At 61.0% G+C, this 26,323-nt stretch carries 26 protein-coding genes, 1 tRNA gene and 2 pseudogenes; 21 read left to right on the forward strand and 8 right to left on the reverse strand.

Features of this window, described 5'->3' with window-relative positions:
* Positions 1-86: 86 nt before the first annotated feature.
* The 4 genes from GbCGDNIH6_RS05415 to GbCGDNIH6_RS05430 form a co-directional block, all read right to left on the reverse strand.
* Positions 87-2,000 (reverse strand): coiled-coil domain-containing protein, encoded by a 1,914-nt coding sequence (locus tag GbCGDNIH6_RS05415; protein WP_072563120.1) that lies wholly within the window; start codon positions 1,998-2,000, stop codon positions 87-89.
* Entirely contained in the window at positions 1,997-2,572 is a 576-nt protein-coding gene (locus GbCGDNIH6_RS05420; protein ID WP_072563121.1) for a hypothetical protein, read from the reverse strand. Before GbCGDNIH6_RS05420 ends, GbCGDNIH6_RS05415 begins: the two co-directional genes overlap by 4 nt.
* The gene (locus GbCGDNIH6_RS05425; RefSeq protein ID WP_072563122.1) at positions 2,569-3,747 is read right to left on the reverse strand and encodes a dsDNA nuclease domain-containing protein; all 1,179 of its coding nucleotides are present in this window, start codon (positions 3,745-3,747) and stop codon (positions 2,569-2,571) included. Before GbCGDNIH6_RS05425 ends, GbCGDNIH6_RS05420 begins: the two co-directional genes overlap by 4 nt.
* Positions 3,748-4,041: 294 nt before the next feature.
* The gene (locus GbCGDNIH6_RS05430; protein WP_072563123.1) at positions 4,042-5,439 is read right to left on the reverse strand and encodes a hypothetical protein; all 1,398 of its coding nucleotides are present in this window, start codon (positions 5,437-5,439) and stop codon (positions 4,042-4,044) included.
* A 182-nt stretch (positions 5,440-5,621) separates the two neighbouring features.
* Here GbCGDNIH6_RS05430 and GbCGDNIH6_RS05435 point away from each other — a divergent pair, with 182 nt between their 5' ends.
* The 4 genes from GbCGDNIH6_RS05435 to GbCGDNIH6_RS05450 are packed head-to-tail and all read left to right on the forward strand — an operon-like array spanning position 5,622 to position 8,453.
* Positions 5,622-5,924, forward strand: coding sequence for a hypothetical protein (locus GbCGDNIH6_RS05435; protein ID WP_072563124.1), 303 nt, complete (start codon positions 5,622-5,624; stop codon positions 5,922-5,924).
* The gene (locus GbCGDNIH6_RS05440; protein WP_072563125.1) at positions 5,921-6,352 is read left to right on the forward strand and encodes a type II toxin-antitoxin system VapC family toxin; all 432 of its coding nucleotides are present in this window, start codon (positions 5,921-5,923) and stop codon (positions 6,350-6,352) included. Before GbCGDNIH6_RS05435 ends, GbCGDNIH6_RS05440 begins: the two co-directional genes overlap by 4 nt.
* A gap of 36 nt (positions 6,353-6,388) precedes the next feature.
* Positions 6,389-7,171 carry a DUF5131 family protein gene (locus tag GbCGDNIH6_RS05445; protein ID WP_072563126.1) on the forward strand — a complete coding sequence of 261 codons (783 nt, stop codon included), beginning with the start codon at positions 6,389-6,391 and terminating at the stop codon, positions 7,169-7,171.
* A gap of 25 nt (positions 7,172-7,196) precedes the next feature.
* A complete protein-coding gene (locus tag GbCGDNIH6_RS05450) occupies positions 7,197-8,453 on the forward strand; it encodes a three-Cys-motif partner protein TcmP (protein WP_072563127.1) in 1,257 nt (418 codons plus the stop codon).
* Positions 8,454-8,508: 55 nt separating this feature from the next.
* On the opposite strand, the gene GbCGDNIH6_RS05455 is transcribed toward GbCGDNIH6_RS05450, so the two are convergent.
* Positions 8,509-10,608, reverse strand: coding sequence for a helicase C-terminal domain-containing protein (locus GbCGDNIH6_RS05455; RefSeq protein WP_198355815.1), 2,100 nt, complete (start codon positions 10,606-10,608; stop codon positions 8,509-8,511).
* 75 nt (positions 10,609-10,683) lie between these two features.
* A pseudogene (locus GbCGDNIH6_RS12725) lies at positions 10,684-10,815 on the reverse strand (hypothetical protein); the annotation flags it as partial.
* Between the two features lie 419 nt (positions 10,816-11,234).
* Between GbCGDNIH6_RS12725 and GbCGDNIH6_RS12345 the strand changes: the two are divergent.
* From GbCGDNIH6_RS12345 to GbCGDNIH6_RS05475, 6 genes and pseudogenes are all read left to right on the forward strand, one after another.
* Positions 11,235-11,438: a hypothetical protein gene (locus GbCGDNIH6_RS12345; RefSeq protein ID WP_157692332.1), complete on the forward strand. Its 204-nt coding sequence runs from the start codon at positions 11,235-11,237 to the stop codon at positions 11,436-11,438.
* 52 nt (positions 11,439-11,490) lie between these two features.
* Complete coding sequence (locus GbCGDNIH6_RS05460; RefSeq protein ID WP_072563128.1) at positions 11,491-12,129, forward strand: DNA methyltransferase; 639 nt, start codon at positions 11,491-11,493, stop codon at positions 12,127-12,129.
* Between the two features lie 274 nt (positions 12,130-12,403).
* Positions 12,404-12,658: a transcriptional regulator domain-containing protein gene (locus GbCGDNIH6_RS12155; protein WP_198355817.1), complete on the forward strand. Its 255-nt coding sequence runs from the start codon at positions 12,404-12,406 to the stop codon at positions 12,656-12,658.
* Positions 12,659-12,707: 49 nt separating this feature from the next.
* Positions 12,708-13,196 (forward strand): DUF2285 domain-containing protein, encoded by a 489-nt coding sequence (locus GbCGDNIH6_RS05465; protein ID WP_072563129.1) that lies wholly within the window; start codon positions 12,708-12,710, stop codon positions 13,194-13,196.
* A 135-nt stretch (positions 13,197-13,331) separates the two neighbouring features.
* Positions 13,332-13,597, forward strand: a pseudogene (locus GbCGDNIH6_RS12635) (helix-turn-helix transcriptional regulator).
* Positions 13,598-14,539: a replication initiator protein A gene (locus GbCGDNIH6_RS05475; protein WP_232449990.1), complete on the forward strand. Its 942-nt coding sequence runs from the start codon at positions 13,598-13,600 to the stop codon at positions 14,537-14,539.
* A 270-nt stretch (positions 14,540-14,809) separates the two neighbouring features.
* Here the strand turns inward: GbCGDNIH6_RS05475 and GbCGDNIH6_RS05480 are convergent.
* Positions 14,810-14,899, reverse strand: a tRNA-Ser gene (locus GbCGDNIH6_RS05480).
* A 223-nt stretch (positions 14,900-15,122) separates the two neighbouring features.
* On the opposite strand from GbCGDNIH6_RS05480, the gene GbCGDNIH6_RS05485 reads away from it, so the two are divergent.
* The 11 genes from GbCGDNIH6_RS05485 (at position 15,123) to GbCGDNIH6_RS05535 (ending at position 25,615) form a co-directional block, all read left to right on the forward strand.
* Entirely contained in the window at positions 15,123-16,133 is a 1,011-nt protein-coding gene (locus GbCGDNIH6_RS05485) for a lipid A deacylase LpxR family protein (RefSeq protein ID WP_072563130.1), read from the forward strand.
* Between the two features lie 86 nt (positions 16,134-16,219).
* Positions 16,220-17,215 (forward strand): lytic murein transglycosylase, encoded by a 996-nt coding sequence (locus GbCGDNIH6_RS05490; RefSeq protein ID WP_072563131.1) that lies wholly within the window; start codon positions 16,220-16,222, stop codon positions 17,213-17,215.
* Positions 17,212-18,159, forward strand: coding sequence for an SPOR domain-containing protein (locus tag GbCGDNIH6_RS05495; protein ID WP_081369980.1), 948 nt, complete (start codon positions 17,212-17,214; stop codon positions 18,157-18,159). The genes GbCGDNIH6_RS05490 and GbCGDNIH6_RS05495 overlap by 4 nt, the downstream gene beginning before the upstream one ends.
* A gap of 4 nt (positions 18,160-18,163) precedes the next feature.
* On the forward strand, positions 18,164-19,423 hold the full coding sequence (locus tag GbCGDNIH6_RS05500) for a D-alanyl-D-alanine carboxypeptidase family protein (RefSeq protein WP_072563132.1): 1,260 nt from the start codon (positions 18,164-18,166) through the stop codon (positions 19,421-19,423).
* Positions 19,424-19,465: 42 nt separating this feature from the next.
* Positions 19,466-20,089 (forward strand): TetR/AcrR family transcriptional regulator, encoded by a 624-nt coding sequence (locus GbCGDNIH6_RS05505; RefSeq protein ID WP_072563133.1) that lies wholly within the window; start codon positions 19,466-19,468, stop codon positions 20,087-20,089.
* 69 nt (positions 20,090-20,158) lie between these two features.
* Positions 20,159-20,677, forward strand: coding sequence for a DUF2852 domain-containing protein (locus GbCGDNIH6_RS05510; RefSeq protein WP_072563134.1), 519 nt, complete (start codon positions 20,159-20,161; stop codon positions 20,675-20,677).
* Positions 20,678-20,794: 117 nt separating this feature from the next.
* Positions 20,795-21,487 (forward strand): dTMP kinase, encoded by a 693-nt coding sequence (gene tmk, locus GbCGDNIH6_RS05515; RefSeq protein ID WP_072564384.1) that lies wholly within the window; start codon positions 20,795-20,797, stop codon positions 21,485-21,487.
* Complete coding sequence (locus tag GbCGDNIH6_RS05520) at positions 21,484-22,512, forward strand: DNA polymerase III subunit delta' (RefSeq protein ID WP_072563135.1); 1,029 nt, start codon at positions 21,484-21,486, stop codon at positions 22,510-22,512. Before tmk ends, GbCGDNIH6_RS05520 begins: the two co-directional genes overlap by 4 nt.
* The gene (gene metG, locus GbCGDNIH6_RS05525) at positions 22,509-24,053 is read left to right on the forward strand and encodes a methionine--tRNA ligase (protein WP_072563136.1); all 1,545 of its coding nucleotides are present in this window, start codon (positions 22,509-22,511) and stop codon (positions 24,051-24,053) included. The genes GbCGDNIH6_RS05520 and metG overlap by 4 nt, the downstream gene beginning before the upstream one ends.
* A 6-nt stretch (positions 24,054-24,059) precedes the next feature.
* Positions 24,060-24,827, forward strand: coding sequence for a TatD family hydrolase (locus tag GbCGDNIH6_RS05530; RefSeq protein ID WP_072563137.1), 768 nt, complete (start codon positions 24,060-24,062; stop codon positions 24,825-24,827).
* Entirely contained in the window at positions 24,827-25,615 is a 789-nt protein-coding gene (locus GbCGDNIH6_RS05535; RefSeq protein ID WP_072563138.1) for an MBL fold metallo-hydrolase, read from the forward strand. The genes GbCGDNIH6_RS05530 and GbCGDNIH6_RS05535 overlap by 1 nt, the downstream gene beginning before the upstream one ends.
* Positions 25,616-25,632: 17 nt before the next feature.
* On the opposite strand, the gene GbCGDNIH6_RS05540 is transcribed toward GbCGDNIH6_RS05535, so the two are convergent.
* Complete coding sequence (locus GbCGDNIH6_RS05540) at positions 25,633-26,316, reverse strand: YoaK family protein (protein ID WP_072563139.1); 684 nt, start codon at positions 26,314-26,316, stop codon at positions 25,633-25,635.
* Between the last annotated feature and the right edge of the window lie 7 nt (positions 26,317-26,323).

Here is a 26,323-nt window from a genome sequence, read left to right on the forward strand (position 1 = left end):
CGGGCCTACGGGCGAACGGAACGCCGGCTTTGAGATCATAATCTAACTAAGAGGCCGTCGTTCAGCGGATATCAGGCGCTATTCGGTCATGCGACGTGAACCTGAGTCAGTCGCTGAAAATGCCCTCCCTGCAAACCCTCAAACGATGCGCCCGTGATGATGATCTGCGCTCCGTCGAAAGCGTCGGTGGCGAGGAGATCGATGAACGGCTGAACAATGAAGTTCTCCTTGTCGCCGATCGCTTCGCCCAGAAAATCGCCGGGCACATCGACGATCGTGAGGCCGGGGTAATGACAGCTAGGAGCGGGCGACAATGTCAGCAGTCCATAGTGATACGCCATCAGAAAATAGAGCGAGTCGGTGCCTCCGAGCGCCTTGGCCCAGGGGCGCCGACCGACAAGAATGCGGATCTGGCGCCCGGAGAGTTCAATGCGGACGCTATTGTGCCGCCACGTTCCCGGCTGAAGCCCGTTCAGGGCCGTAAGATACGCGTTCATGCCATCTTCGAGCAGGCCAGCCGCCGCATCGAAATCTAAGGCGCGGATTGCGTTGCCGACACGCTCCTCGATCGGCTCGATCTTCTTTTGCAGCTTGGCAATCTGGTTGGTCAGGTCCGCGCCGACCGCAAGCGCCGCGTCCACTCGGTAGAGCTGTCGATAGCGTTCATCAAGCTGGCCGAGCGCCATATCGAGGGCAGTGATCCCGTCCTGAACCAGTGCCCCCATGACGGTGCGGGTCGGTATCAGCTCCCGTTCGATCGCCTGTAGCTCAGACTCTGCCCTAGCCAGAAGAGCGGACTGTTTATCCTGTTCACGGGCAAGTACCGTCAGCAGCTGATCGGCCTCGGCGAGTTCCGCCGCGAGGCGGTCACGCTCGAACCGGAGCCGGGCTGCGCCCAGTCCCTCGATTTCAGGTTCCGGTGGCAGGTGCTGATGACAGAGGAAGCAATCGTCGCTGTGCCCAAGTGCGGGCTGTACGACTTGGTCGCATGCCGGACAGTGGGTGATCCGCAGATCTGCGAGTACCGCACCCGCGTCTGCGGCGCGATCCATACGTTCGATCTCCTCCACCAGATCGGCACGGTACCGCTTCAGCTCTACCCCGCGCTCCGTGGTTGCCTGATGGGCCTTCGCGGCGGATTCGAGTCGCGCGGCCGCGTCCGCGCGAAGATGTCCCAGCTCGCCGATGCGACTGCGCTGATCCTCAGCGATCGCTATGTCCGCGGCATTGGACAATAGAACTTCCCGCTCGCGGTGCAGGCGAGTCAAATGCTGATCGAGCCGTTGGCGCGCCGAGGCGATGGTAGCGGTGCTGACGCCGAGCTGGATATCGTCCTCGTCCAGGAGGTCGCGGGTTAGCTCGTTCAACGTCATGATGTAATGCTCACGCCGCACAGCTAGGCGTTCGGCCTGCATCTTCAAGTTAATCAGCTGACCGTAATCCTCGCTGAAGACATGTTCGGCGAGTCCAAGGAACTGGAGGAGGCTGGCAAGTTGTTCGCTTTCAGGCTGGCGGTCGGCGATGTCCGACCATAGGCTCTGGCGCCGGTAGATATGGCGAAGCAACATGCGAAAGCTGAGTTCGGGCCAGGTCTGGCCCGACATAGGATTGCCCTTTGGAAAATTGAGGAGCGGAATGCCGAGCCTTTCCAGCAGCCAGTGCTGGAAGTCACGAGCCATCATCGGCTCCTGGTCGACGAAGATCTTCCCACGGTTGCCTGGTTCGGTCCACCGCCGCGAAATCCAGATTTCGTCGTCGCCGATCCGGATCTGCGCAGCCGCGGCGTCGTATTTGGTCGAGAGCCCTTCGCCTTCGGCCTCTTCGAACGGATTGGCGCCTGGGTCACCGAGCAGGAAATCCAGGGTCTCAAGCCATTTGGTCTTGCCGGTGTTTGGGCGCCCGACGAGCAGGTTCACCCCCGGAGTGAAGCTCAGGCTCTCCTTGCCACCGCCGGCGAGGCGGCGATTGAGCGAGAGGATCGAGAGGAAGGGAGCAGTCATCGGCGAATTACCTTGCCCATTTCACGACGCCCAACCTCCGCGTCGAACAGCCGATAGATTAGGTCTTTGAGAAAGGTTCCGGAGCGTGAACCGAAGACGGTTTTCACCTCGCGCAGCCGCTGGACAAGCGGGGTGAATGAGGGACGTTCAACAAGCAGCTTCGCGCGGTTCTTCCCCAAGGCCGTCAGGCTGATCTGATAGGACTTCTTCTGCTTCTCGACGTGGATGAGTTGCTTGGCCTCCAGATGCGCGAGCACATGGTAATAACGCTTATCCCACGGGCCGTAGTGGTGTCGCACCATTGAAGCCTCCACCGCATCACCGTCTGATTGAGCCGCCTCTCCCTCAGGCACTTCCGGCGCTTTGCCAACCGCTGCTCGGGCAACTTCGAAGAAGTCGGGGTAGCGCGTGAAGAAATCCAGCTTCGCCATCTTGGTGAGGCCGTCGATGCGCCCGGCCGTTCCGCAGATATGCATCAGCAAAAGCAAGCGCGCGGCATGAAACTCTAGGATGTCGTCGGCAGCGAGCGGCAAACTCGCAGGTTGAGCGCCGAGGCGGTTGAGCGACTTCATGCCGAAGGCGGCTCGAAGCGAAGCAGGCAGCGGTCTGCGATGTCGTACAGGCAGCCTTTCAGAAATGCCGACTGGTCTTCGAGGCCCTTCGGACGGGACGCGTTGATCGCGTCCATCCGCTCGACGCAGAGGGCATGAAATACAGGCCCGGTCGCCTCCAAAGCGCCGGAGACCAACCGCGTGCGCAGGGTCAGCGCGTCGGACTTCACACGGCGCTGTAGCTGTCCGACTTCTTCGCTTTCCTGATAACGGGGTGTCCGGACGGCCGCGGCATAGTCGAGGCGAAGGTCCAGTGCCAAGGCAATGATCTCCGCAGGCAACGATGCTGCCTCCAGCTTCTCGGCCAGCCTTCCGCCGGACACACGCCGGGCACCCTCAGCAAGCTCTTCAAGCTTGGCAGCCCACCAGGCGGTGACCCGGCCTCGAGTAATGATCTTTTTTGCCCGGTCGGGCTTCCATTTCGCATCGCCGGCTACCTTTGCCATTTGGCGAAGATCCTCCAGCAACGTGTCGAGCTGGTCGAGCAGCAAGACCGAACATCCGGCCGCTACGGCAAGGGTCATCAGCCTCCGCCGATTCTCGTTTACAACCGCCTGATACTCATTGCGGACGTCCCATCGACAGTGTTGCAACCAATAGCCGCAATCATTACCCTTGGCCGATTTTACGTTGGGAAACCGCTTTTCGATCTCTGCTCGAAGTGCGACCATCTCCTCTGCCTTCAGGACTCGGGCTTCGGTCTTGAACGGATAGGTCAGGGGCTTCAGCGCCTTTGCCGGCTGGCGCAGAGTGACAATTCGAAAGTGCGCAATTTCACTATGCTTGTCACGGCCAAGTGACGTTTCGAACAACGACGATCCGGGCGTCTTTTTCTTCTCGCACAACAACGCCACTGTCCAAAGCTGGTCTGGCTCCTCGGCCTTAACTTGCGCATACTCTGCAATTAGTGCTTCAGAGGTCGCATCCTGACGGATGACAATCGCATCTTCATGTGTTTCGCAGTGGACCTTGAGAACGGTGACGTCTTCGAGCATTTCGATAAGGAAGCCGACGACAATCTCGTCCTGATAGGTGAAGCCGGTCCGCGCGCTCGGACCTCCTTCTTCGGTCGGACATAGGTCGTCGACAGAAGGCCAGATTTGCTTTGGCCCAGCGTCACCAACTGCTTCAGACATGCGACGCGCTTATTAGCACCGAACCTGATGGGATCCGGCATGAACGCGTCGGACACAATGCGATGGATATCCCCACGACCTCCCCTCCCTGTAGGCTTATGGACATGCCGAGACTGGAACCTCAAGCACGATTGCGGCCAGCATAACGTAATTGCGTTCTCCGGCTGAATCGTTTGACCATAGAAGCGGTCAGCTCAAAGATCGAAGAAGGCTGAGCATCAATGACGCTCCAAAGCGCAATTCCTTCGTTGCAGGAGCGCCAGTATCGACACTGTCGCGATGGGGCCGGTCATGTCACAAGTCGTCGTCCCACCCGTCGACCCATGCTCCATCCGCCTGCATTGTCGCCATCAGGCGCCGGATTGTCAGAACGATCTCGGCCAAGCGCAGTCCGTCGATCGGACGGGCGTGCATCGTCGGGCGCCTGTGTGCATTGAGGCGCTGCAGATCGACCTTTAGCCCGTCGCGATCGCCGAACACCGCTCCGAACACCTCCTCCCAATTCTGTCGGGTGGAGATTACGGCGATCAGATCACCAAGATTGGTGAAGTTGATGAGCGGCTGGCGATCCTCGCCCGCCTTGTAGGCATCGCGCCGCGTCCGTTTGGCTTCGCCGACGATATTCCCTGGTACGCGTGCGGTGAACCACTTGGTGGCGTCTTCGCCTTTGGCTGCCAGATGTGCCTCCAGCTTCGCCGCGATATAGGCGCGTAACACCACCTCAAACGCGTCGATCGCGCAAAAGGCATCATGCCGGGCGCAGCCGGTGGTTATCGACATCCGCAGCGGGCCGATCTCGACTACGGCCTTGACCCCGGTTCGCGTTCGCTTGCCCTCAACGACGCCGCTGTCGACCAGTACCTCCACGACCGCGGCGCTGTCGGCATCCACCAGTCCAGGATCGACATCGGCGTCACGGTAGAGGCGTTCCCGCGTCGGTCGGTCGCGCCAAAAGGCCGCCGGAAGATCGGGGTGGGTATGCCATGTGCCAAGAAGTGCATCGAACGCAGCCTGACCCAGCGACGCGCGTGGACCGAAGGTGTCGAGCGCACCAGCAAAGGCGGACATCCGCAGTGTCGTGGCGTCCCGGATGGCAGACAATTCGATCCCGCGGCTCGCCCGCGCAGTCAGATCGCTCACATTGGCGCTGCCTGTCGCCATCCGCTGGAGCCTGGCCATTTCCTCAGTCGCGGTGTCGGACGCTTTCAGGATGCTGGACAACGCAGCCTCGTCACGCGCCAGCAGCCCGGACGACCAGTTCGTAGCGCGGGTGATGGCACTGATTTCGGCGCGTTGCGCGATAGCCGAGGCGGTCAGATCCTGTCGCAGCGTATCCGAGAAGCCGCCGCCAAGATAATCCCGCTGAATTCGGTCGTTCAGCGTACCAATTTGGTCGCCATACTGTCTAGCCAGTGCGGTGGCAGTTGTAGCCGCGTCGCGTCCGACCAGAAACTCACTGGAGAGGCGGGTGCTGAAGCTCTGCTTTTCGCGCAAATAGGCGCCCACGCTACCCAAGGCGTTGTCTCGCAAGCCCAGAGCGACTTCCTCTAGTCCCGACCGAGGTCGATTGCCGAACAGGCCACCTAGCGGCTGCATAGCCCGATGCGCCTCCGCGATAGCTGATGCGGTTTGATCGATTCCCATCAGTTCTTTGAGCCGGCGCTGTTCCCGGAAGTAGTCGTCGATCGACATCGTGTTCGGTGCCCCGGCTTTGCTGCCTTTTAGGTAGGAAGCGGCGTGCCGATCTTCTACCGTCCAGCGGCCTCACGCCGACGATCGCAGGGAAGGACCGTAGGAGCCAAGGCACGCCGCGCGGCCGTTGTTTGAACGGCTGTTCTAGGATATATATCCAGCCATATGATTGGAGGCTGGCGATGAGCAATGCCGCACAAAAGCGAGCGATCCGCAATTATCGGTCACGTCAGGCCCAGCGGGGTATCGCGCGTTTCGAGGTTCAGGCGCTTGACGCAGACCGCGAACTGATCCGCGCGCTCGCTCGTCGGCTTGCCGATGACGGCCCGGAGGCGACGCACGCACGCACGATCGTCCAACAGATCGTGTCCGGAGAACCGCCGCATCAGGGCGGCATCCTTCAGGCGTTGCGCCGCTCGCCGCTCGTTGGCGCCGATCTCGACCTCGGCCGCGCCCACGAGGAAGGGCGCAGGGTCGATCTGTGACGCGATACCTGCTCGACACCAACATCATCAGCAACATCGTCAAGCCGACGCCTTCCGCCCACCTGCTCGACTGGATGGCGGAGCAGCGCGACGATGCGCTATTCATTGCGTCATTGACGGTCGCGGAAATCCGGCGTGGCGTTCTGGAAAAGCCGGCCGGCAGGAAGCGCGAGGCGCTTGATGCATGGTTTGCCGGTCCCGAAGGACCGCAGGCTTTGTTCGCGGGGCGCATCCTGCCGTTCGACGACCGGGCCGGGCTGATCTGGGCGCGGCTGATGGCGGACGGGAAGATTGCCGGCCGCCCACGCAGCGGCCTCGACATGATCGTCGCGGCAGTCGCCGATGCCAACAATTGCGTAGTCGTTACCGACAACGAGAAGGACTTCGCCGGGCTTCAATTCATCAATCCATTGCGTGGAGCAGCCTGATGTCGAACGCCGTCTGGCATTACTCGGGAGGGCGGCATGGCTGAAACCCAGATCGAGTGGACCGACTCCACTTGGAATCCCGTCGCGGGATGTTCGATCGTCACCGCCGGCTGCACGCATTGCTATGCGATGGAGATGGCTAAGCGACTCGAAGCGATGGGCGTCGACAAATATGCCGGGCTGACCCGAAAGACCGGCAAGCGGACCGTCTGGAACGGCGTAGTGCGCGAAGACCGCGACGCGCTGTCGATCCCGCATAGCTGGCGTAAGCCCCGAAAAATCTTTGTCAACTCGATGAGCGACCTGTTCCATGAACGGGTGAGCGACGCCTTCATCCTCGACGTCTGGCAGGTAATGCGCGACACGCCGCGGCACAATTATCAGATTCTCACCAAGCGACCCGAACGCATGGCAGAACTTGTTGCCAGCCAGATCGGGGAAGTCCTGCCAAATGTCTGGCTCGGCACCAGCATCGAGGACGCCGATGTCGTGGATCGCATCGAGCATCTGCGCAAAGCGCCTGCCGCGATCCGCTTCATCTCGTTCGAGCCGCTGATCGGCGGGGTTGGTGCGGTCGATCTCACCGGCATTCATTGGGCGATTGTCGGCGGCGAAAGCGGCAAGTCCGCCCGTCCGATCCGCGAGGAATGGATCGACGAAATCCACGCTCGATGCCTCTCGGCCGGCACCGCATTCTTCTTCAAGCAATGGGGGACATGGGGCAAGGACAACAAGAAACGGTCGAAGAAGGCGAACGGCCGCGAGTATCGTGGGCAGACCTGGGATGAGATGCCGACTGTGACACACGCTGTCGCATAACAGGGCTGAGTACAGGGGAGGCGGTGTGGTCGAGAAGCGATATGAGTGGGCAGACGGCGCAGTTCTCGAAGAACATTCGCGCCGGAAGCACAAAATCCTTCGCGAATATGTGTTCGACTATCTCACCGTCCGCTGCAAGTTGCCGCAGCAGGAGCGTTTCCGGCTCGCCATCGTCGATGGCTTTGCCGGTGGCGGGCGATATCAGTGTGGCGCGGCCGGCTCGCCACTGATCTTCGTTGAGGAGCTGAAGCGGGCGGTTGAAGCGGTGAACACGCAGCGGGTCGTTCAGGGACTTGGCGCGATCGAGGTCGAGTGCTTGCTCGTCTTCAACGACGCCAGCCGCGACGCGATCGAGCTACTGAAAACGCATGTCGCCCCAATGCAAGCCGACATCGCGCTGACCTGCCCCAAGCTTCACTTAAAGGTGGAGTATCTGAACGACTTCTTCGAGATCGCTTATCCGAAGATCAAGGCGCTGCTGGGACAGGGCCGCTACCGGAGCGTGATCTTTAACCTCGACCAGTGTGGCCATAGCCATGTCGAACGCGGCACGATTCTCGACATCATGCATTCCTGGCCCGCAGCCGAAATCTTTTACACCTTCGTCATCACATCTTTGCTGGCGTTTCTCCAGAAGGACGAACCCGAGCGCCTGCGCTCGCAGCTCGACCACCTCGGTATTCCGGCCAACGACATGCAGGCGCTCGACGGGCTGATGAGCCGGAAGGACTGGCTCGGCACGGCCGAGAAGATCGTCTTCGACGCCTTCCGCCTATGCGCTCCGTATGTCAGCCCGTTCTCGATCAACAATCCCGGCGGATGGCGATACTGGCTGATCCACTTCGCCAATGCGTATCGGGCGCGGCAGGTCTACAATAACATCCTCCACGACAATGCGAGCTTGCAGGCACACGTCGGCAGGCCCGGCCTCAATATGCTGTCCTACGATCCTCGGCATGACGAGAGGATGCTCTATCTCTTCGACGATAGGGGACGGGCGTCAGCGAAGACCCAATTGCTGGACGACATCCCCCGTCTCGTGACCGAGGCAGGCGATGCGATATCCGTGATGGAGTTCTACGAAAGCATCTACAACGTTACCCCGGCGCACGCGGACGACGTTCACGCGGCGATCATCGAGAACCCGGACCTTGAGGTAATTACACCGTTTGGCGGCGAGCGCCGCAAGGCCAATACGATCGCCGTGAACGACATCATCAAGCTGAAGAACCAACGCAGCTTCTTCCCGATGTTCCTGAATGCGGCAACGAAGACCAAATAGGGATTGCGCGTCGAAGAATTGGGTCACGATCCCTGATCGACCGTGACCCGAACGATCACTTTCCGACGAATTCCATCGCATCGGCTGCCTTTTTCAACCGTTCGACAATTGTGGATTGGGTCAGACCATCCTTGTGCAGGCGCTTCTTCGCATCATCCTTCCAGAGCAGATTGCCGTGCGGCGGCAGCTTCGCTTTCAATTCCCTCACGGTCTGAATGGCCTTCTTTGCCCATTTCTGGAAATCATCGACCGACCAATAGAGTACTTTCTTCAGGGCCGGTTTCGCGCCGATCCCGGCCTTGGTGCACGGCGTGACGAGAATTGCGGTCAGGCTCAGATCACCGGCGCCCGGCACATTTTCCTTGATCCAGTCGGGGTGCATCGCGGCCTGCTTCGCTTTTTCCGCGCCGAACACCGTCGTGGCGCTGCCATTAGCATGATCCTCAAAAACGATGCCCTTGGTTTCTCCGAGCCACCACGGATCGGGCGCGGCATCGGACTCCCCGTTTCCGGCGGTGAACCCAAGCAGCTCGCCCAACTCGCGCTGGCCTTCCTCGAACGTCTCCGGCTTGACGAGGTTCTTGAGGATACGCTTGGCCTTCTTCTCGAACGCGCGGTCGTTCGCCGTACCCATCGCAAGCAGCGTCGCTTCGAGACGTTCGACTTGGACGATGGCATCCTCGTCAACGATCTCGGACTCGGCTGCCTCATCCGTCGACTGCGCCTTCGCCAGGCGCGCCAGCCAGCCTACACCCGGCGCGGCCTTCATTGCCTCGCCGAACTGTTCGCGCGCCGTCTGCTGGTGCGCGTCGTTGGCGGCCTTTGACATGGACCAGGCGACGGCCCCCGCCAGATAATGCCACAGCGCACGATAGCCGCGAAGTTCTGGCGCGGTCAGCTTTGCCGTGATCGCCCGGGCTTCGACGAGTGCGGTATCGGCGTCTCCCATCCATAGCGCTTTCGAATAGCGCACTTCGTGGGCGACGACGTTTTCGAGAATGTCCATCGCCGGATAGGGCGTCTGGGTGTAGTCGTTCGCATTGTCGAGGATTTCAGCGTTGGCCTCGGCCCAGTCGTTCTTATTGGCGAGAAAGCTCTTGAAATTGCCGATGAGATCATCGGTCTCGACATCCTTCGACTGCTCGACCCCGAATGCGAGTTCGGCCTGAAGCTCCGGATGGAAATGCGCCCAGTTACGATCATCGGCCAGATATTCGAGCAACTCGTGCCCGGTGACGAACACCGCAGAACGATCCTGAAGGGCACGGGTGCAGCGCCCTGCCGCTTGCAACACGCGCGTCTGGAGCCGTTCGTTGAACAGCGCCATCGCGCCCATCTTGGTCATCAGGAACCGTTCCTGGGCGTTGGTCGCCTTCGGCAGTCCGTCGAGGCATAGGAGGTGACATTCGTCATTAGGAAAGTCGATGCCGTCGAAGCGGCCAGCCATGATGGCAGCCGCCTTATCGGCACCGACGAAGTCCTCCTTCGAATCTTCGATGTCAGCAGCGTTGAAAATCTCGAATCCATCGAGTTCCTCCACCTGCGCGCGGATGGTCGCTGCCGCAGCCTCGTTCGGCGTCAGGACGACAGACCGCCCGGCAAGCTTCTGCATTTTCAGCCGCAGCTTCTCGCACTCGGCCGGTTCGAGCGACAGGCCTGGAAAGATGAAGAAGCGTCGCCCGACGCCTGCCGAGCGGAATCCTTCGGGAGCAGGTAGTCGCCGGATCGCCGACGTGCCGGTCAGTCGTTCCAGATCACCGCCGGCGCCCAATGTCGCCGACATAAAGATGCGCTGCTTGGCGTTGGCGAACGGAGCATGATCCCAGACCGGCGGTATCAACGGGCGGATAAGGATTTCACGCGACGCAAGATAGACGTGACATGACGACAGATGGTCGCGCAGCAATTGCCAGTGGAATGTAACATCGTCGCTGGCATCGGAATTGGCGTCGATGATGTCGGTGAGTTTCGGCGCAATTTCTTGAAGGACCGTCGATGGCAGCTTGTCCACCCATGTTGCGTCCGACGGGTCTTTCCAGTCGCCGGTGAGGCGGGCGTGGGATTGGCCGGTCAGATAGGGGCGCAGGAGGTCGCTGACTGCCGCATGGAGCGCGGCATGGTCCTCGTCGCCAGCCGGTATCTCCAGCGACCACATTTTGGCGATGTAGTTTTCGGCAGCGTGGGCGTCGTCGATGATGACGACATCTGGATTGCTAAAAAAGGGGCGGACGTTGAACAGGCTGGAATAGGTGGTAACAGCGACCTTGGCTCCAGTAGTGTAATCCGACTTGGACGCCGCAGAATAATTCTTCTTCGCGCTGGTAAAGCCGACAGCATCGATCCCGTAGCGGTTTTGCGCCTGATCGACAGTTTGGTTGACGAGCTGTCGCGTCGGGCAAAGATAGACGACGCGTTCCTTGAACTTGCGCCGGCGCTATTCCGCAATCAACAGACCGACCAACGTCTTGCCGCTTCCTGTCGGCAGTTGAAGGGCAACATCCTTTTCATTGACCATCTGCTCGCCGTAGGCGCGGAGCATGTCGCGCTGGTGCGTCATGACATCGGGCAGCTTCCGCCGGGTCAGGGTCTGAAAAAGCTTTGCCGGCGAGTCCGGCGCGCTCAGGGTCGCGGTGTTCTTTTTGAATGCCATAGATCGGGGCTGCTTCCGAGATTCGTTAGTCCGTTGTCGATGCCACTCATTCCAAAAAAGCTACCCAGGGTCGAGCGTTACCGACGAGCCGCCGGTAGGAGAGTGGCTCAATATAGCTTCTGCGCTTTTTGATGAGGCTGCTAGGGGCGCTGCCCCACGCGCGGGTCAAGGGATCGCTGTCGCTCGTCGGGGCCGGTATCCCCGGCCTTCCTCCACGTCGTTCCTCCGTTCCGTGCAGGCCGGGTGATACCCCTCCGGCCCGGACGCCCTTGCCCCTTGCTACCCCCGCTCTCGCCGAGGGGCAGGAGGTCAGACGCGGCGCTGTGCTGCGCTGACCTCCAGACCGAAGGACAAGGCCATGACCGACACCGCCAATGCCCCCGCAACATGATCTTCAATGGCGATTGCATCGACGTGATGCAGGCGTTCGATACCGGATCGGTGGACATGATCCTGACCGACCCACCCTATGTCACCAACTACCGCGATCGGCAGGGACGCAGCGTCGCCAACGACGATAACGGGCGCTGGCTCAAGCCGGCGTTCGCCGAAATGCACCGGGTGTTGAAGGACGGCGTGTTCGAAGTCAGCTTCTACGGCTGGAACAAGGTCGACCTGTTCATGGAGGCGTGGCGCGCGGCGGGTTTCCGCATCGTCGGGCATCTGGGGTTCCGCAAGCGGTATGCGTCGTCGTCGTGGTTCCTGCGCTACGAGCACGAACAGGCGTATCTTCTTGCCAAGGGCAATCCGAAAGTGCCGGCCCGCGTCATCCCCGACGTGATCGACTTTCCGTACAGCAGAAACAGGCTCCACCCGACGCAGAAGCCGGTCGAGGCACTGCGCCCGCTGATCGAGGCGTTCAGCCGGCCGGGCGAACTGGTGCTGGACCCGTTCAGCGGATCGGGATCGACGCTGGCGGCGGCACAGGCGCTGGGACGCGATTGGGTCGGGATCGAACTGGACAACGGCCACTATCACACCGCCACCCGCCGGCTGGTGGAGGCGAACCGCAGCGCAGCCGCATAGGCTGCCCCACCATCGCGAGCATCGCCCGCCGGCCACCCCCCGGCGGGCGGCCATGCCTCCCAAAGGTCGGCATGGCCGCAAGTGACGCGCTCGCCGGGCTGCGTCCGGCTCGCCAAGACTTGATTAAATACATCCAATATGGAAGAACTTGTTTACCAATATCGATCGCGCAACGCGATCTACATATCTGCAAATACCATCTGCAAATCTCGACCCAAGTAAATGACGCTTCCTCTTTCCAGCGATGCTGCGCTGGCAGTAAAGGGGGGACGCCATGCCGAATACCGATTGGCGCACGCCGGCCACCTACGCCTATGCTCGAAACATCTCGACCGCCGGGTTCGCATGGGAGTTCCTTCGCCGCGATCCCGACTATCGTCGCGACTTCCGGCGAGTGAAGGCGTCGCCTCGCGGGGCGGTCGAGGCGCAGGCGGCGTTCACCGATCGATGGGGGTTGCGATTTCGCGGCGGACCCGAACCGGCGCGCCGACGAGGCACCGCCGTTCTGGTGGCCCGCGCTGCTGCCTGACGCCTTCGAGCTGCGACGCGCCGTCCTGCCGCTGGACGATCCCGCCGCGATGCCGATCTGCCTGTCCGAGTTGCCCAGCCTCGACGTGCGCGTCTCCCTAGACGGAACGTGGCATGGCGTCTGGCGCACGATCGGCGCCGACCATCGCTTCCACCTCGCCATCCCGCCGCCAGGCGAAGCTGCACCGTACATCGTCGTCCTGCCGCTGGACCGACTGCTCGAATTGCGCGCGGACGCGGTGGTGCGCTTCTGGCTCGCCCTGCGAGGCCGCCCGCCCCGTAACCGGCGGCACGACCTGCCACCGCAGACCCGCGCCCGCCTGATCCTCGTCCTGCGCGCGCTGGACGGCCGGCTGACCGGCGCCAGCTACCGCGACATCGCGAAGGTGCTGCTCGGTTTCCGCGGCGGCAAAGCCGATTGGGACAGCGATCCGCGCAAGAACCAGGTGCGCCGCCTCGTTGCCGATGGCCTGCGCTTCCTGCACGGCGGCTATCGCGACCTGCTCGTCTATCCCGTCCGGCTGCCAAACCGTCGCTGACCCTTCAACTGCCCCCGCGCCCGGGTGCCGGAATTGCACCCTGCCGATTCCGGCACGCTACACGCCGCCGGTTCTCCGCCACGGTTCGCCATAGCCCGCTGCCGCCCACCGGCAGGCCGCCATGCACCGCCGGAGATCGATCCCAAGACGGGGTTGCCACCCCGCTATCTGCGTGCGCCCGATGCCGCGCGCTTCCTCGGCATCTCGATCCGCACGCTGGAGAAGCACCGGACCTCGGCACCAGGCCGACTTATCGTAAGGTCGGCGGGCTCGTCCTCTATTCAGTCGAAGACCTCCAGGCATGGACCGCTATCGGCGCGCGCAGGTCGGCCTCCGAGCAGACAGCGACCCGCGTCTTCCCGGCGCGCCCGCTGACCGCGGCCGAGAAGGCGTCGATCTGAATGTCGGGCGATGCCACCCGGAGCGAGCGCCGGCAGCTCGACCCGTTCGTCGTCGCGATCGGCGACGCCGCGCCACGCGACCAGCGCGACCTGATGGAGCGGCCGTTCTTCTCGCTCGCCCAGGCGAAGCGCACCGCGCCGATCCTCTACGAGGCCGGCGGCCAGCGCGTGGAGGTCCACGCCATGCCTGAGCACGGCATGGCGACGATCTGGGATGCCGACGTGCTGATCTGGGCGGCGAGCCAGATCGTCGACGCCGCCAATCACGGCCTGCGTACCTCGCGCTTCCTGCGCTTCACGCCCTACCAGATGCTGCTCGCGATCGACCGCGCCACCGGCGCGCGCGAATACCGGCTGTTGAAGGGCGCGCTCGCCCGCCTGCAATCGACCGTGATCCGCACTACCATCCGCCACGGTGAGCATTGGCGGCGGCACCAGTTCTCCTGGATCAACGAGTGGGAGGAGCTGACCACCCGCGACGGCCGCGTCGAGGGCATGGAGTTCGTCCTGCCCGACTGGTTCTATCGCGGTGTCGTCGACCGCTCGCTCGTCCTGACGATCGACCCGGCCTATTTCCAGCTGACCGGCGGGATCGAGCGCTGGCTCTACCGTGTTGCCCGCAAGCACGCCGGCCACCAGCCGCACGGCTGGGTGTTCGAGGTCGCGCACCTGCACAGCAAGTCCGGCAGCCTCGCGCGCGTCTCCGACTTCGCGCTCGACCTGCGCCGCATCGTCCAGCGCCAGCCGCTGCCCGGCTACCGGCTCGACATGGGGCGCGACGGGCGGCGCGAACTCCTCCGCATCCGCCCCATTTCGCCGTCCAAAGTGCCTGTTGACGGACCTGTGGAAACGCTCGTGACTTCGGGCGCAAACGGTATCAGGATTTCGGGCGCACGAACCGCAGCTAAGTCTCTGGCCGAGAACGCCGAATCCAGCTCGTAACTTAGAGTCTAACAAAGAATCTAACTCTATTGCTGTCGCGCGTACGCGAGCCGGGCACGGTGCCGGTGCCACCCGCCGGGGTGCGCCGTGATCGTCGCGCAGCACTTCGGCAGCATCTCAGGCGGCAAGGACAGCCAAACCGTCCTGTGCCTGATGGTCGAGCGGATTGAGCGGAACATCATGGGATCGAAGAGCGACCTACTCAGGACGCTGGTCGCAGCAGAAGGAGGAAAATCGGCGGCTATCGGCGTGCCCAGCCGGGGACCGAAGTGGCGGAGAGGGTGGGATTCGAACCCACGGTACGCTTGCACGTACGGCGGTTTTCAAGACCGCTGCCTTAAACCGCTCGGCCACCTCTCCGTTGAGGCTCTCCTATCACAGGGTTGGGTCGTGGCAAAGGGTGGAACGATGCTGAATTGCATCATATTGGTTGAAACCGTCATTCCGTCTCTTTCCCATGCAACGAAGGATGGGCAGAATACGCTTCGGACTGTTATCTGCGTGATTTCATGGCCTGAACCCGTCATCCCCCCAAAGGCAGACGGTCAGGGCGTCTGGGCCTGAATAGTTTGAGGAAGATGGAATGACCGGTTGCACCAGAAGCGTGTGGGCGACAGTGGCTGTGGCAGGTGCGCTGGCAATGCCCGCCTTGTTCGGTGCTTCCACCGCTCAGGCTACGCCGAAGCCGGATAATAGCTGGATCGTCAATGTCGACATAGAAAACGATGCCGTTGCTGGGACTGATCGCTACTATACTGCCGGTCAGCGGGTCAGCGTGGTGATGCCGAGTGATCTGACCCCCAAATGGGCATCCCGCGTTGGCCGCGCCCTGTGGGGCGACGGTATGCAGCGCATTGCCGTGGGCATTGACCAGTCGATCTTCACCCCGTCCAACACCCAGGTAACTAACCCGGACCCGCATGATCGGCCCTATGCTGCGACGCTGACCGCGAATTTCAACCTGATTCAGGACAAGGATAACAATCGCAGCATCCTTGGCCTTGCGCTGGGTGTGGCGGGGCCGTCGGCATTGGGGCGGCAGGTGCAGAACGGCTTCCATGACCTGATCGGTGATACCGAGAACAAGGGCTGGGGCTACCAGATCCGCGATGAGCCGATTATCCAGTTCACCTCCGAGCGGACCTATCGTCTGGCGATGTATAAATTCTGGGGGCTGGAGACGGATGCCCTGCCATCCCTGACCTTCGGTGTCGGCAATCTGCGTGTGTACGGCCAGACCGGTGTGCTGTTCCGCATCGGGCAGGGGCTTCAGAGCGATTTCGGTCCCAACCGGATCAGACCGGGCCTGACGGGTGGGGATGCCTACACCCCGACCGGACGCTTCGCCTGGTATGTCTTTGCCGGTGGGGACGGTCAGGCCGTGGCTCATGACATGACACTGGATGGCAATACCTGGCGCGACAGCCGCCATGTTTCCCGCCAGCCTTTTGTTGGTGAACTGGAAGCCGGGCTGGCAATCATCGCCTATGGTATGAAGGTCAGCTACACCCATGTCGTCCAGACACAGGAATTCCATGGGCAGCATGGTGGCCTGTTTCAGTTCGGCGTCTTCAATCTCTCAACGCGGTTCTGACGTCTGATTTTAATCTTTGTCTTTGCTTCTCACTCTGGTGGCGAGGCAAAGGCGATGCTCTGCCTCCGTCCTGTGAGAGGGCCAGTATGATGTCTATTCCCCGGCGCTCTTTTCTGTCTGCTCTCCCGGCTGCGGCGTGTCTCGGTGCAGCCGGGGTGGCTTTCTCTTCAAACAGGGCTGAAGCACAGGATTTCCGCGGTTTTATTGCCGGGGTGAGGGCAGAGGGCAGACGGGCAGGCATCTCCGATACGATTCTGGCACAGGCGCTGAATAATCTTTCTCCCAACACGCGTGTGATTGAGCTGGACCGCAAACAGCCCGAATTCACCATGACCTGGGAACGCTATCGCAGCACGCGCCTGTCGGAAAAACGCATCGCTGCCGGGCGGGAGCAGGCTGCCCGGAATGCGCAGCTATTGGTGCAGGTGGAGAACGCATACGGCGTGGATCGCGGCGTTATCCTCGGCATCTGGGGGCTGGAGACCAATTACGGCGGCTTTCAGGGAGGCTTCAACGTCATTGAGGCAACAGCCACGCTCGCATGGGAGGGCCGCCGCGCTTCTTTTTTCCGGGCGGAGCTGATGGCGGCGCTGAAAATCCTGAACCATGGCGACATCACGATGCCACGCATGCAGGGAAGCTATGCCGGGGCCATGGGACAGCCGCAATTCATGCCGACCTCCTTCAACCGATACGCGGTTGATTTCGATGGTGATGGCCGTCGCAATATCTGGGACAGCGTGCCGGATGTGTTGGCCTCGATTGCTAATTACCTGCTCAAATCCGGCTGGCATCAGGGGCAACCCTGGGGGACGCAGGCTATTGCCCCGGCTGCGATCGATCCTTCTCTGGCTGGCCGCGAAAACAGATTGAGCCTTGCCGAGTGGGCACGGCTTGGTGTGACGCTTGGTAACGGGCAGAGGCTTCCGGCGTCTCCCCTCCCGGCCTCCCTGATTTTGCCGGATGGGCCGGGTGGCGAGGCTTTCCTTGCTTATCCGAATTTTAACGTGATTCGGCGCTATAATCCTTCCGACTTCTATGCCATTGCCGTGGGCATGATCGGGGATATGGTGATGGCGTGACGATACGGTCGGATCTGGAAAAAATAGGTAAGGCTGCACTCTGGCGGAAGCTGTGCGTGTTCGGGAGTGTCGTGGGGCTCGCCGGTTGCGTGCGTGGTCATGCCCCGCTGCCAACGCCGCATCTGACAGTTGGGCCACCCTATCAGGTCGGGGATGTCTGGTACTATCCGGCCGAGCAGGTCAGACTGACCCAGACCGGTCTGGCGACGGTGGATACAGATACTTCCTCGCGTCTGACAGCGGATAGTGAGCGCTATGATCCGCAGGCTCTGGCGGCAGCGCATCAGACGCTGCAATTGCCTGCCATCGTACGGATCACCAATCTGGAAAATGGGCGGAGCCTGCGTCTGCGCGTCAATGACCGAGGACCGGCCTCGCCATCACGCCTGGTGTCGTTGACGCCGCGGGCCGCTGGATTGCTGGGTATTCAGAGGCCGACAAAAATTCGGCTGGATGTTGATGAAGCAGCCTCAACCCAGTTGCTCGATCATTTCCGCTCCCCTGCGGATGGGGTGAAGATGCAGGCCGCGCCACGGCAGGATGTTGCGCAGGAAAGCCTTGCTCCGCCATCAGGAGCATCCGGCTCTGCCGGTATCCAGTCCGCGCCTGCTCTGACTATTCAGGATCAGGCAGAGACCGCCACTTCTGATATTGGCCCGCTGCCGGAACAGGTGGAGCAGGGGATTCCAAGCCCCGGCACTCTGTATATCAAAGCAGGGGTTTTTGGTGGCATGCGGGCTGCCTCGATTCAGGCTTCCCGGCTGGGAGCGATGGGGGCGAGGGTTGAACGTGCCAGGGTGAACGGGCAGGAACGTAATACGGTTCTGATGGGGCCGTTCGCCACCATTGCCGAGGCGGATACAGCGTTGGACCGTGCTCTGGCGGCAGGCGTGCCAGATGCCCGCATTGTTGTTGCCACCGATAGCCGTCAGTTGATCGACTAGGAGTTTGCCAGACGTGTCCAGCTATCCTGATCTATCCCGCCGCGCGATATTGGGTGGTTTTGCCGGTGCCGCCATGATGGCAGGTAGCGTATCCGAGGGGTGGGCACGCGGTAAGGCAGGGGCGTCTCATCGTAAAAAAGACGCGGCCAAGGCGGCAGAGGCTGCGGCGGAACCTCAGGGATCACCTGCGAACACGCCGTTCGGCCCTTATGACACGGTGGCGAAATGGGCCGTTGTGATCGATTTCAATACGGGCGCGACCCTGCTGGATAAGGAGGCGGATGTGCAGATGCCGCCGTCCTCCATGACCAAGCTGATGACCGCCTATATCGTCTATGGCGAGTTGAAGGCCGGGAAGCTGCAAATGGATCAGATGCTTCCTGTCAGTGAAAAGGCATGGCGTCTGCAAGGTTCGAAAATGTTTGTGCCTTATCCAGGCAGCGTGAAGGTCGAGGATCTGATCCGCGGCATGATCGTGGATTCCGGTAATGATGCCTGCATCGTTCTGGCAGAGGGTATTGCCGGATCGGAACAGCAATTCGTCGATCTGATGAACCAGAAAGCCAAGGTGCTGGGGCTGACCAACAGCAATTTCGAAAACTGCACTGGCATGCCTTCCGCCAACCACCATATGTCGGTGCGTGATATTGCGACGCTGGCCCGGCGTATCATTCAGGATTTCCCTGAATATTATCACTTTGATTCGGAAAAGACCTTTAAATACAATAATATCGAGCAGCAGAACCGGAATCCGCTGGTTCAGAAAGGCATCGCTGACGGGTTGAAAACCGGTCATACCGATGCTGGTGGCTATGGCGTTTGTGCCAGTGCCGAGCGCAACAAACGCCGCGTGATTCTGGTGGTGAATGGTCTGACAACCTCCCATCAGCGGGCGTCAGAGAGCGAACGCCTTCTGGAATGGGCTTTCAGCCAGTTCGAGAATGTGACGCTGTTCACCGCAGGGGACACCATCGACAGCGCCCCGGTTTATCTTGGCACCAGCAAGACCGTGCCGCTGGTGGGGGGCAAGGATCTGGTGGTGACGATGCCGCGCCAGTGGCAGAAAAAGGCCAAAATCTCCATTTCCTATGATGCGCCGGTGCGTGCGCCGGTGACAAAGGGGGCCGCGCTCGGAACCCTGACCGTCAGTGGAGACGGTGTGCCAAATCTGACCGTACCTCTTCTGGCAGGTGCTGATGTGCCGCGTCTGGCTCTTCCGTCCCGTGCGATGGCGGTGCTGACCCATTATGTCACCGGGAGCTGATTTTTCCGCAGGCATGCCTGTATTCGAGCGTGTCGGGCCGAGATGAGAGCGTATCATCACGGTAACCTGCGGGAGGCGCTGGTCAGCGTCGGGCTTGAGTTGATCGCCGAGCGCGGCAATACCGGCTTTACCAATGCCGAAATTGCTCGTGCCGTTGGAGTCAGCCCGGCGGCGCCCTATCGCCATTTCCGGGACCGGAATGAGCTGATCGCCGAAATTGGCCGCCGTGGCTATGCCCTGTTCGAGGAAGCGTTGATCACAGCCTGGGATGGTGGCCGACCGGACCCGGTCAGCGCCATAGAACAGTGCGGGCGGGCTTATCTATCTTTCGCGCGTGAACACCGGGCTTACTATACCGCTATGTTTGAGCCGGGTTTTGCGTTGGAAGAAGTACCAGCCCTGCTGACGGCCGCCGAAAGAGCTTTCGGCGTGATCCGTATGGCGACAGAGCACGCCTGCTCCACATTGCCGCGTGAAAAGCGGCCTCCGGCTTTGATGGTGGCGCTGCATATCTGGTCAATGGCGCATGGCATAGCGTCGCTTTTTGTGGGCAGACAAGACCATACGCGCCGGAAGCTGCCGATGACGCCGGAGGAGCTTTTGGAAGCGGGGTTGCTGATCTATTTCCAGTCGCTGGGTTTGCAGAATAGTGGAGACGTCTCTTGAAATGCGGTTTCCCTTGCCCATCTATGTGAATGTGACTAACATTTACATAGAGAGTGTCAGATAAGGGCCATGTCCATGTGGGCGGAACGGATTGACGTTTTCGGAAAGGCAGGCTGGCTTGCCGTGATGATTTTGGGGTTCATGCTGTGGTGGCCGTTGGGATTATTGGCATTGGGGTTCCTGGGCACGAGCGGTCGTCTCCATGCTTGGAAAACGGCCCGGGCTGAAGGGGGTGGATGTGGTTGGGGTGGCCCATTCGCATACGGCTGTGCCAGCCAGCCAACCGGAGAAGGCGTGAAAGAATTTTTCTCCCGTGCATGGACGCAAAGGGGTGCGGGCCGAGGGAGTGCCCGTCGGGCTGACAGTAGCGGCAATGAAGCGTTCGATGCCTATCGGCAGGAGACACTCCGCCGGCTGGAGGAAGAACAGCGCGAATTTCAGGACTATCTGCACCGCCTGCGTCAGGCTCGGGACAAACAGGAATTTGACCAGTTCATGGCCGAGCAGCGTAACCGCCGTCAAACGAGCCATACTCAGGGCGACGAAACGCAGTCAGCAGACATCATTGAGCATCCGCCTGCACCGTAATCTGTTGCTATCTGGCGAATGCCATATGGCGCATGAATGACGAACGGGTAGTCCTTGACCGGACTGCCCGTTTTGATTCTGCTTTCATGCGGACGGCTGCCAGTGCATATCAGGCCCATGCCGAGCACAGACGCCCTGAATCGATTTTCATCCTCTTCCGGCCGCTTCATCACTCTTGAGGGCGGTGAGGGGGCGGGCAAATCCACCCAGACCCGCGCCATTGCCGAGGCGCTGGAGAGTTTGGGCATCAGAACCCTGGTCACCAGAGAACCCGGCGGTACGGAGGGGGCGGAGCAGCTTCGCTCCCTGCTGCTGTATGGCCCGGACTGGGATGGTCTGGCCGAGACCCTGCTGCATTTTGCGGCCAGGGCGCAGCACGTCGCCAGAACCATCCGGCCTGCATTGGAACAGGGTATCTGGGTTCTGTGCGACCGGTATTATGATTCGACCATGGCCTATCAGGGGTATTGTCAGGGGGCGGACAGGCAGCGGATTGCGGCGTTATCGGCATGGCTGGGACTGGACCCGGAGGTAACATTAGTGCTCGATGCGCCGGTCGAGGCATCGGTAGAGCGGCTGGCCACACGCTCCGGCACCCTGACCGTGGCTGACCGGTACGAGCGTCTCGGGAAGCCATTTTTTGAGCAGGTGCGGGCGGCTTTTCTGGATATTGCCGCGTCCAGCCCGCAGCGTTGCGTTGTACTGGACGGGATACGCCCCCCTGCCGAGGTTACCCGTATGGCGCTGGCCGCATTGGCGGAGAAGCTGGGTGATCCGCGTTTGGCCTTTGCGGCGGCGGGGGTTGCATGACAGAGGAAACGCCTCGTCAGACATCGCGGCTGTATGGCCATGAGGCGGTAGAAGCGACACTTGCTTCCAGTGTTCGTTCAGGGCGGCTGCATCATGCCTGGCTGCTGACCGGCCCCGCCGGGATTGGCAAGGCGACGCTGGCTTACCGATTTGCCCGTTGGCTGCTGGCTGGAGCCCCGGAGGGGGAAAGCTCACAACAGGAGAAGAAGGCGGACAGCCTGTTATGGCTGTCGCCGGAACATCCTGTTTTCAGGCGTGTGGCTGCCGACACCCATGCCGATCTCTTGAGCATTGAGGCTGGCTGGGATGAGCGCCGCAAGCGCCAGCGCACCGAAATTGTCGTTGATGACGTGCGGGAGATCGCCTCTTTCCTGCATCTGACACCGGCGGAAGGCGGCTGGCGTGTCGTGATCGTCGATGGAGCCGATACGCTGAACCGTCATGCTGCCAATGCCCTGTTGAAAGTGTTGGAGGAGCCTCCGCCAAGGGCGATCCTGCTACTGAGTTGTTCTTCTCCCGGCAGGCTTTTGCCGACGATCCGCTCTCGCTGCCGTATGCTGCGGCTTCAGGCGCTGGAAGCTGCGCCCATGAAGGATGTGCTGGCCACCCTGCTGCCTGATCTGGCGGCGTCTGAGCGCGATCTGTTGGCCGGGCTGTCGGAGGGTGCGCCGGGCCGGGCGCTGCAACTGGCGAAGGAGGACGGGCTGGCCCTGTCCCGTCTGGCAGAGGATATTCTGCGCGCCCCTCCATCAGCCAGCCAGCGGCATGATCTGGCTGATATGCTGACGAAAGGGGACACGGCTTTTTCGACCTTCATGCTGCTGCTGCGGGCCATATTGGTCAGAATGGTGCGGCAGGCGGCGCGCTCCGGCAGTGGGGCGGATGAATTCCTTTGCCGTCGCCCACTTGATGGATGGAGCGACGTGTGGCACGCGCTGGGACGTCTTCAGGATGAGACCGAGCGTTTCCACCTGGATAAAAGGCAGGCGATATTCGCCGGCCTCAGCCTTCTGGACCCGTCATGAACACCCGTTACTATTGCACGACCCCGATCTATTACGTGAACGGTGCCCCCCATATCGGGCACGCCTATACCTGTGTTGCCACCGACGTTCTGGCCCGCTGGAAGCGTCTGGAGGGCAGGGATGTGTTCTTTCTGACCGGCACAGACGAGCATGGCCAGAAGGTCGAGAAAGCTGCTGCCGATGCCGGGGTCGATCCCCAGACTTTCATCGACGGTATGGCCGATGGTTTCCGCGCCATGGCGGAGAAAATGAACACCTCTCATGACCGGTTTATCCGCACCACCGAACCTGAGCACAAGAAAGCAGTGGCCGCCCTGTGGTCCAGGTTGGAGGAACGTGGAGAAATTTATCTCGGCAGTTATGAGGGCTGGTACGCGGTCCGTGATGAGGCTTTCTATGGCGAGGACGAGCTCACGCTGAAGCCTGACGGCAAGCGCTATGCACCGACCGGTGCGCCGGTGGAGCGGGTGACGGAGCCGAGCTATTTCTTCCGTCTGTCCCGCTGGGGGGATGCACTGCTCAAGCTTTATGAGGATCAGGCCGATTTCATTGCACCGCAGGCCCGCCGGAACGAGGTGATCAGCTTCGTTAAACAGGGGCTGACCGATCTTTCCATCAGCCGCACCAGCTTCTCCTGGGGGGTGCCGGTGCCGGGTGATGCAAACCATGTTGTCTATGTCTGGCTGGATGCGCTGACCAATTATCTGACGGCTGTGGGTTATCCTGACGAAACTTCACCCGCCTGGCCGTTCTGGCCGGCCGATCTGCATATGGTCGGCAAGGACATCCTGCGTTTCCACGCGATTTTCTGGCCAGCCTTCCTGATGGCTGCGGGCCTGCCGCTGCCGCGACGCGTGTTCGCGCATGGCTGGTGGACGGTCGAGGGCGAGAAAATGAGCAAGTCGCTCGGCAATACGATCGAGCCGGGTGCGCTGGTGGATGAGTTCGGCCTCGATCCGGTCCGGTTTTTCCTGCTGCGGGAAGTGCCGTTCGGAAATGATGGCGATTTCAGCCGTCGCGCCATGATCGGGCGGATGAATACCGAGTTGGCCAATGATCTCGGTAATCTGGCGCAGCGAACCCTGTCCCTGATCGCCCGTAACTGTGATGGTGCGTTGCCTGCGCGTGGGGCGGAGACCGAGGATGACGCCACCTTGCTACGTGATGCGGCCTCCCTACCGGTGAAAATGGGCGCGCAGATCGAGCGCCAGGCGTTTCATGAAGCGTTGGAGGAGGCATGGAAAGTCATCCGAGCCGCCAATGGCTATATCGACCGTCAGGCGCCCTGGGCGCTGAAGAAAACCGATCCAGACCGGATGCGGGATGTATTGCGTGTTCTGGCTGATGTGCTGCGGATTATCGCCACGGTGATGCAGCCTTTCGTCCCTGACAGCGCTGCCCGTATGCTGGTGCAGCTCGGCGTGCCGGAAGCAGCCGGTGAGCAGATTCCGTTTGATGCGTTGGAGACGCATCTGGCGGAGGGCACTCGCCTGCCAGCCCCTCAGGGTATCTTCCCCCGTTTTGTTGATGAGGCTGCTTGAGCCATTATGCTGATCGATAGTCATTGTCATCTGGATTACTTCGAGGCCGAGCTGTCCGATCTGCTGAGCCGTGCGCAAGCAGCCGGGGTCGAGGAGATGGTGACAATTTCCGTGCGCCTGTCACAGACACCATGGTTGATCGCCTGTGCGGAAGCGCATCCCGGGGTCTGGTGCACCATTGGTGTTCATCCCCAGCATGCTCATGAGGAGGCCATGCCGGAGGTTGCCGATCTGGTAGCCCTGACCCGTCATCCGAAAGTGGTAGGGATTGGTGAATCCGGCCTTGATTACTTCTACGATCGGGCTTCGGTGGATGTGCAGAAGGAAAGCTTCCGTCGGCATATCCATGCGGCGAGGGAAACCGGCCTGCCGCTTTGTATTCATGCGCGGGATGCGGACGACGATATTGCCGGTTTGCTGGAGGAAGAACACCGGAATGGGGCTTTCCCTTTTCTGCTGCATTGTTTCAGTTCCGGGCGTGGGCTGGCGGAACGGGCGGCTGCGATCGGTGGCTATTTCAGCCTGTCGGGTATCCTGACTTTTCCCAAATCGACCGAATTGCGTGCGATTGTTGCCGATCTGCCTTCTGATCGGCTGCTGCTGGAGACAGACTCTCCCTATCTTGCTCCGGTACCGCATCGCGGCAAGCGCAATGAGCCTGCCCATATGGCACGCACGGCGGAAACACTGGCTTCGGTGCGCGGCATGTCTGTGGAGGAGATCGCAGCGCTGACCACGGCCAATTTCCGCCGTCTGTTCACAAGAACAACATGATGCGCGTCGTCATTCTCGGCTGTGGAGGTTCTGCCGGGGTTCCCCAGCTCGGTGGTGAGGATGGCAGAGGGGATTGGGGAGCCTGCGACCCATCCGAACCCAGAAACCAGCGTACACGCTCGTCCATCGTGATCGAGCAGGATGGACGACGCCTGCTGATCGATACTGGTCCTGATCTACGGGCACAATTGCTGGCAACCGGTATCGCGGGCATTGATGCGGTGCTGTTTACCCATGCCCATGCCGACCACATTACCGGACTGGATGATGTCCGCATCCTGAACCGCCTGACAGGGAAGCCCATTGACGCTTACGGCAGCCCAAAAACGATTGAGGAGCTGACGCTTCGCTTCGATTATGCGTTCCGTCCATGGAAACCTCCGGGATTTTACCGCCCCGTACTGGTGCCGCATCAGGTGGAGGCCGGGCAGGACCTCACCATCGCCGGGTTCCCGGTGACGCTGCTCGATCAGGATCACGGCTATGTGCGTTCGCTGGGGGTTCGGATAGGCCGATTTGCATACTCGACGGATGTCGTAGCCATGGATCCGGAGGTGCTGGATCTGTTGAAAGGCATCGACACCTGGGTTGTCGGATGCTTTCAGCGACAGAAGCACGCAACGCATGCCCATATTACTCTGGTCGCTCAATGGGCGGCGAGGATCGGGGTCAGGCGTACCGTGCTGACCCATATGGGCTATGATCTCGACTGGGCATGGATGCAGGCCAATCTTCCCCCGGGTCTTGAACCAGGTTTCGACGGGATGGAGATTCATCCCGCCTCCTGAACCCTGTCGGCAGTGGCTTAACCGAACCGGCGCTGCCAGGCGCGGGGGATCAGCACCGATGTCGTGGTCAGGATCAGGGATACGGCGAAGCATGCCCAAAGACCATGGCGTCCGTAATGTTCCTGAAGGGCGGCGCCGATGGTGGCACCGACCACCAGCCCCCCCCATGGGACGATCTGCGCCAACCAGTCCAGATTGCGATCGCCCATCATGAAGCGCCCCAGCCCACGCCCGAATTTCGACAATGCGCCGCTGACATAGGTCAGCGCCAGAGCGACTCCTTCGACATTATCAACCACGTTGTTGAGTGCGCCCATCGCAATGACCGCGCAAACCAGAGAAGGTGTACCCATCTCATCACCCGGCCAGCCCGCGGCGATGCACAGCAGGGTGCTTATGAACAGCATCAGTACTGGAATCCGTAGTCGGCGCGTGGAGTAGCTCAGCATCATACCGAGAGCGTTACCGACTACAAACATGGCGATGACCAGCGCAAGTCGCTCGAACCGCTCAATATTTTCCAGACTGAGCGCCACCCCCATCCGTGTGGTATTGCCGCTCATGAACGACATGAATTCATCGACCGACAGAAAGCCGATTGCATCCGTCATGCCCGCAAGCATGGAGAGGCTGAAGACAAGTATAAAACCGACTGTGGCACGCATGATGCGCACGACGCGTGGCGTAAGAGCGAACGGCATAAAAATG

It is taken from the genome of Granulibacter bethesdensis (genome assembly GCF_001889525.1).
Lineage (GTDB): Bacteria > Pseudomonadota > Alphaproteobacteria > Acetobacterales > Acetobacteraceae > Granulibacter > Granulibacter bethesdensis_C.

Bases quoted from the DNA above. Each gene is read 5' to 3' on its own strand.
- GbCGDNIH6_RS05490 (WP_072563131.1), top strand. From the start codon at position 16,220: ATGATGTCTATTCCCCGGCGCTCTTTTCTGTCTGCTCTCCCGGCTGCG.
- GbCGDNIH6_RS05465 (WP_072563129.1), top strand. From the start codon at position 12,708: ATGCCGATCTGCCTGTCCGAGTTGCCCAGCCTCGACGTGCGCGTCTCC.
- GbCGDNIH6_RS05430 (WP_072563123.1), bottom strand. From the start codon at position 5,439: ATGTCGATCGACGACTACTTCCGGGAACAGCGCCGGCTCAAAGAACTG.
- GbCGDNIH6_RS05420 (WP_072563121.1), bottom strand. From the start codon at position 2,572: ATGAAGTCGCTCAACCGCCTCGGCGCTCAACCTGCGAGTTTGCCGCTC.
- GbCGDNIH6_RS05510 (WP_072563134.1), top strand. From the start codon at position 20,159: ATGTCCATGTGGGCGGAACGGATTGACGTTTTCGGAAAGGCAGGCTGG.
- GbCGDNIH6_RS12155 (WP_198355817.1), top strand. From the start codon at position 12,404: ATGCCGAATACCGATTGGCGCACGCCGGCCACCTACGCCTATGCTCGA.
- GbCGDNIH6_RS05540 (WP_072563139.1), bottom strand. From the start codon at position 26,316: ATGCCGTTCGCTCTTACGCCACGCGTCGTGCGCATCATGCGTGCCACA.
- GbCGDNIH6_RS05415 (WP_072563120.1), bottom strand. From the start codon at position 2,000: ATGACTGCTCCCTTCCTCTCGATCCTCTCGCTCAATCGCCGCCTCGCC.
- GbCGDNIH6_RS05435 (WP_072563124.1), top strand. From the start codon at position 5,622: ATGAGCAATGCCGCACAAAAGCGAGCGATCCGCAATTATCGGTCACGT.
- GbCGDNIH6_RS05530 (WP_072563137.1), top strand. From the start codon at position 24,060: ATGCTGATCGATAGTCATTGTCATCTGGATTACTTCGAGGCCGAGCTG.
- GbCGDNIH6_RS05505 (WP_072563133.1), top strand. From the start codon at position 19,466: ATGAGAGCGTATCATCACGGTAACCTGCGGGAGGCGCTGGTCAGCGTC.
- GbCGDNIH6_RS05425 (WP_072563122.1), bottom strand. From the start codon at position 3,747: ATGTCTGAAGCAGTTGGTGACGCTGGGCCAAAGCAAATCTGGCCTTCT.
- GbCGDNIH6_RS05520 (WP_072563135.1), top strand. From the start codon at position 21,484: ATGACAGAGGAAACGCCTCGTCAGACATCGCGGCTGTATGGCCATGAG.
- metG (WP_072563136.1), top strand. From the start codon at position 22,509: ATGAACACCCGTTACTATTGCACGACCCCGATCTATTACGTGAACGGT.
- GbCGDNIH6_RS05535 (WP_072563138.1), top strand. From the start codon at position 24,827: ATGCGCGTCGTCATTCTCGGCTGTGGAGGTTCTGCCGGGGTTCCCCAG.
- GbCGDNIH6_RS05460 (WP_072563128.1), top strand. From the start codon at position 11,491: ATGATCTTCAATGGCGATTGCATCGACGTGATGCAGGCGTTCGATACC.
- GbCGDNIH6_RS05445 (WP_072563126.1), top strand. From the start codon at position 6,389: ATGGCTGAAACCCAGATCGAGTGGACCGACTCCACTTGGAATCCCGTC.
- GbCGDNIH6_RS05455 (WP_198355815.1), bottom strand. From the start codon at position 10,608: ATGTGGTCGCTGGAGATACCGGCTGGCGACGAGGACCATGCCGCGCTC.
- GbCGDNIH6_RS05485 (WP_072563130.1), top strand. From the start codon at position 15,123: ATGACCGGTTGCACCAGAAGCGTGTGGGCGACAGTGGCTGTGGCAGGT.
- GbCGDNIH6_RS12345 (WP_157692332.1), top strand. From the start codon at position 11,235: ATGAGGCTGCTAGGGGCGCTGCCCCACGCGCGGGTCAAGGGATCGCTG.
- tmk (WP_072564384.1), top strand. From the start codon at position 20,795: ATGCCGAGCACAGACGCCCTGAATCGATTTTCATCCTCTTCCGGCCGC.
- GbCGDNIH6_RS05475 (WP_232449990.1), top strand. From the start codon at position 13,598: ATGTCGGGCGATGCCACCCGGAGCGAGCGCCGGCAGCTCGACCCGTTC.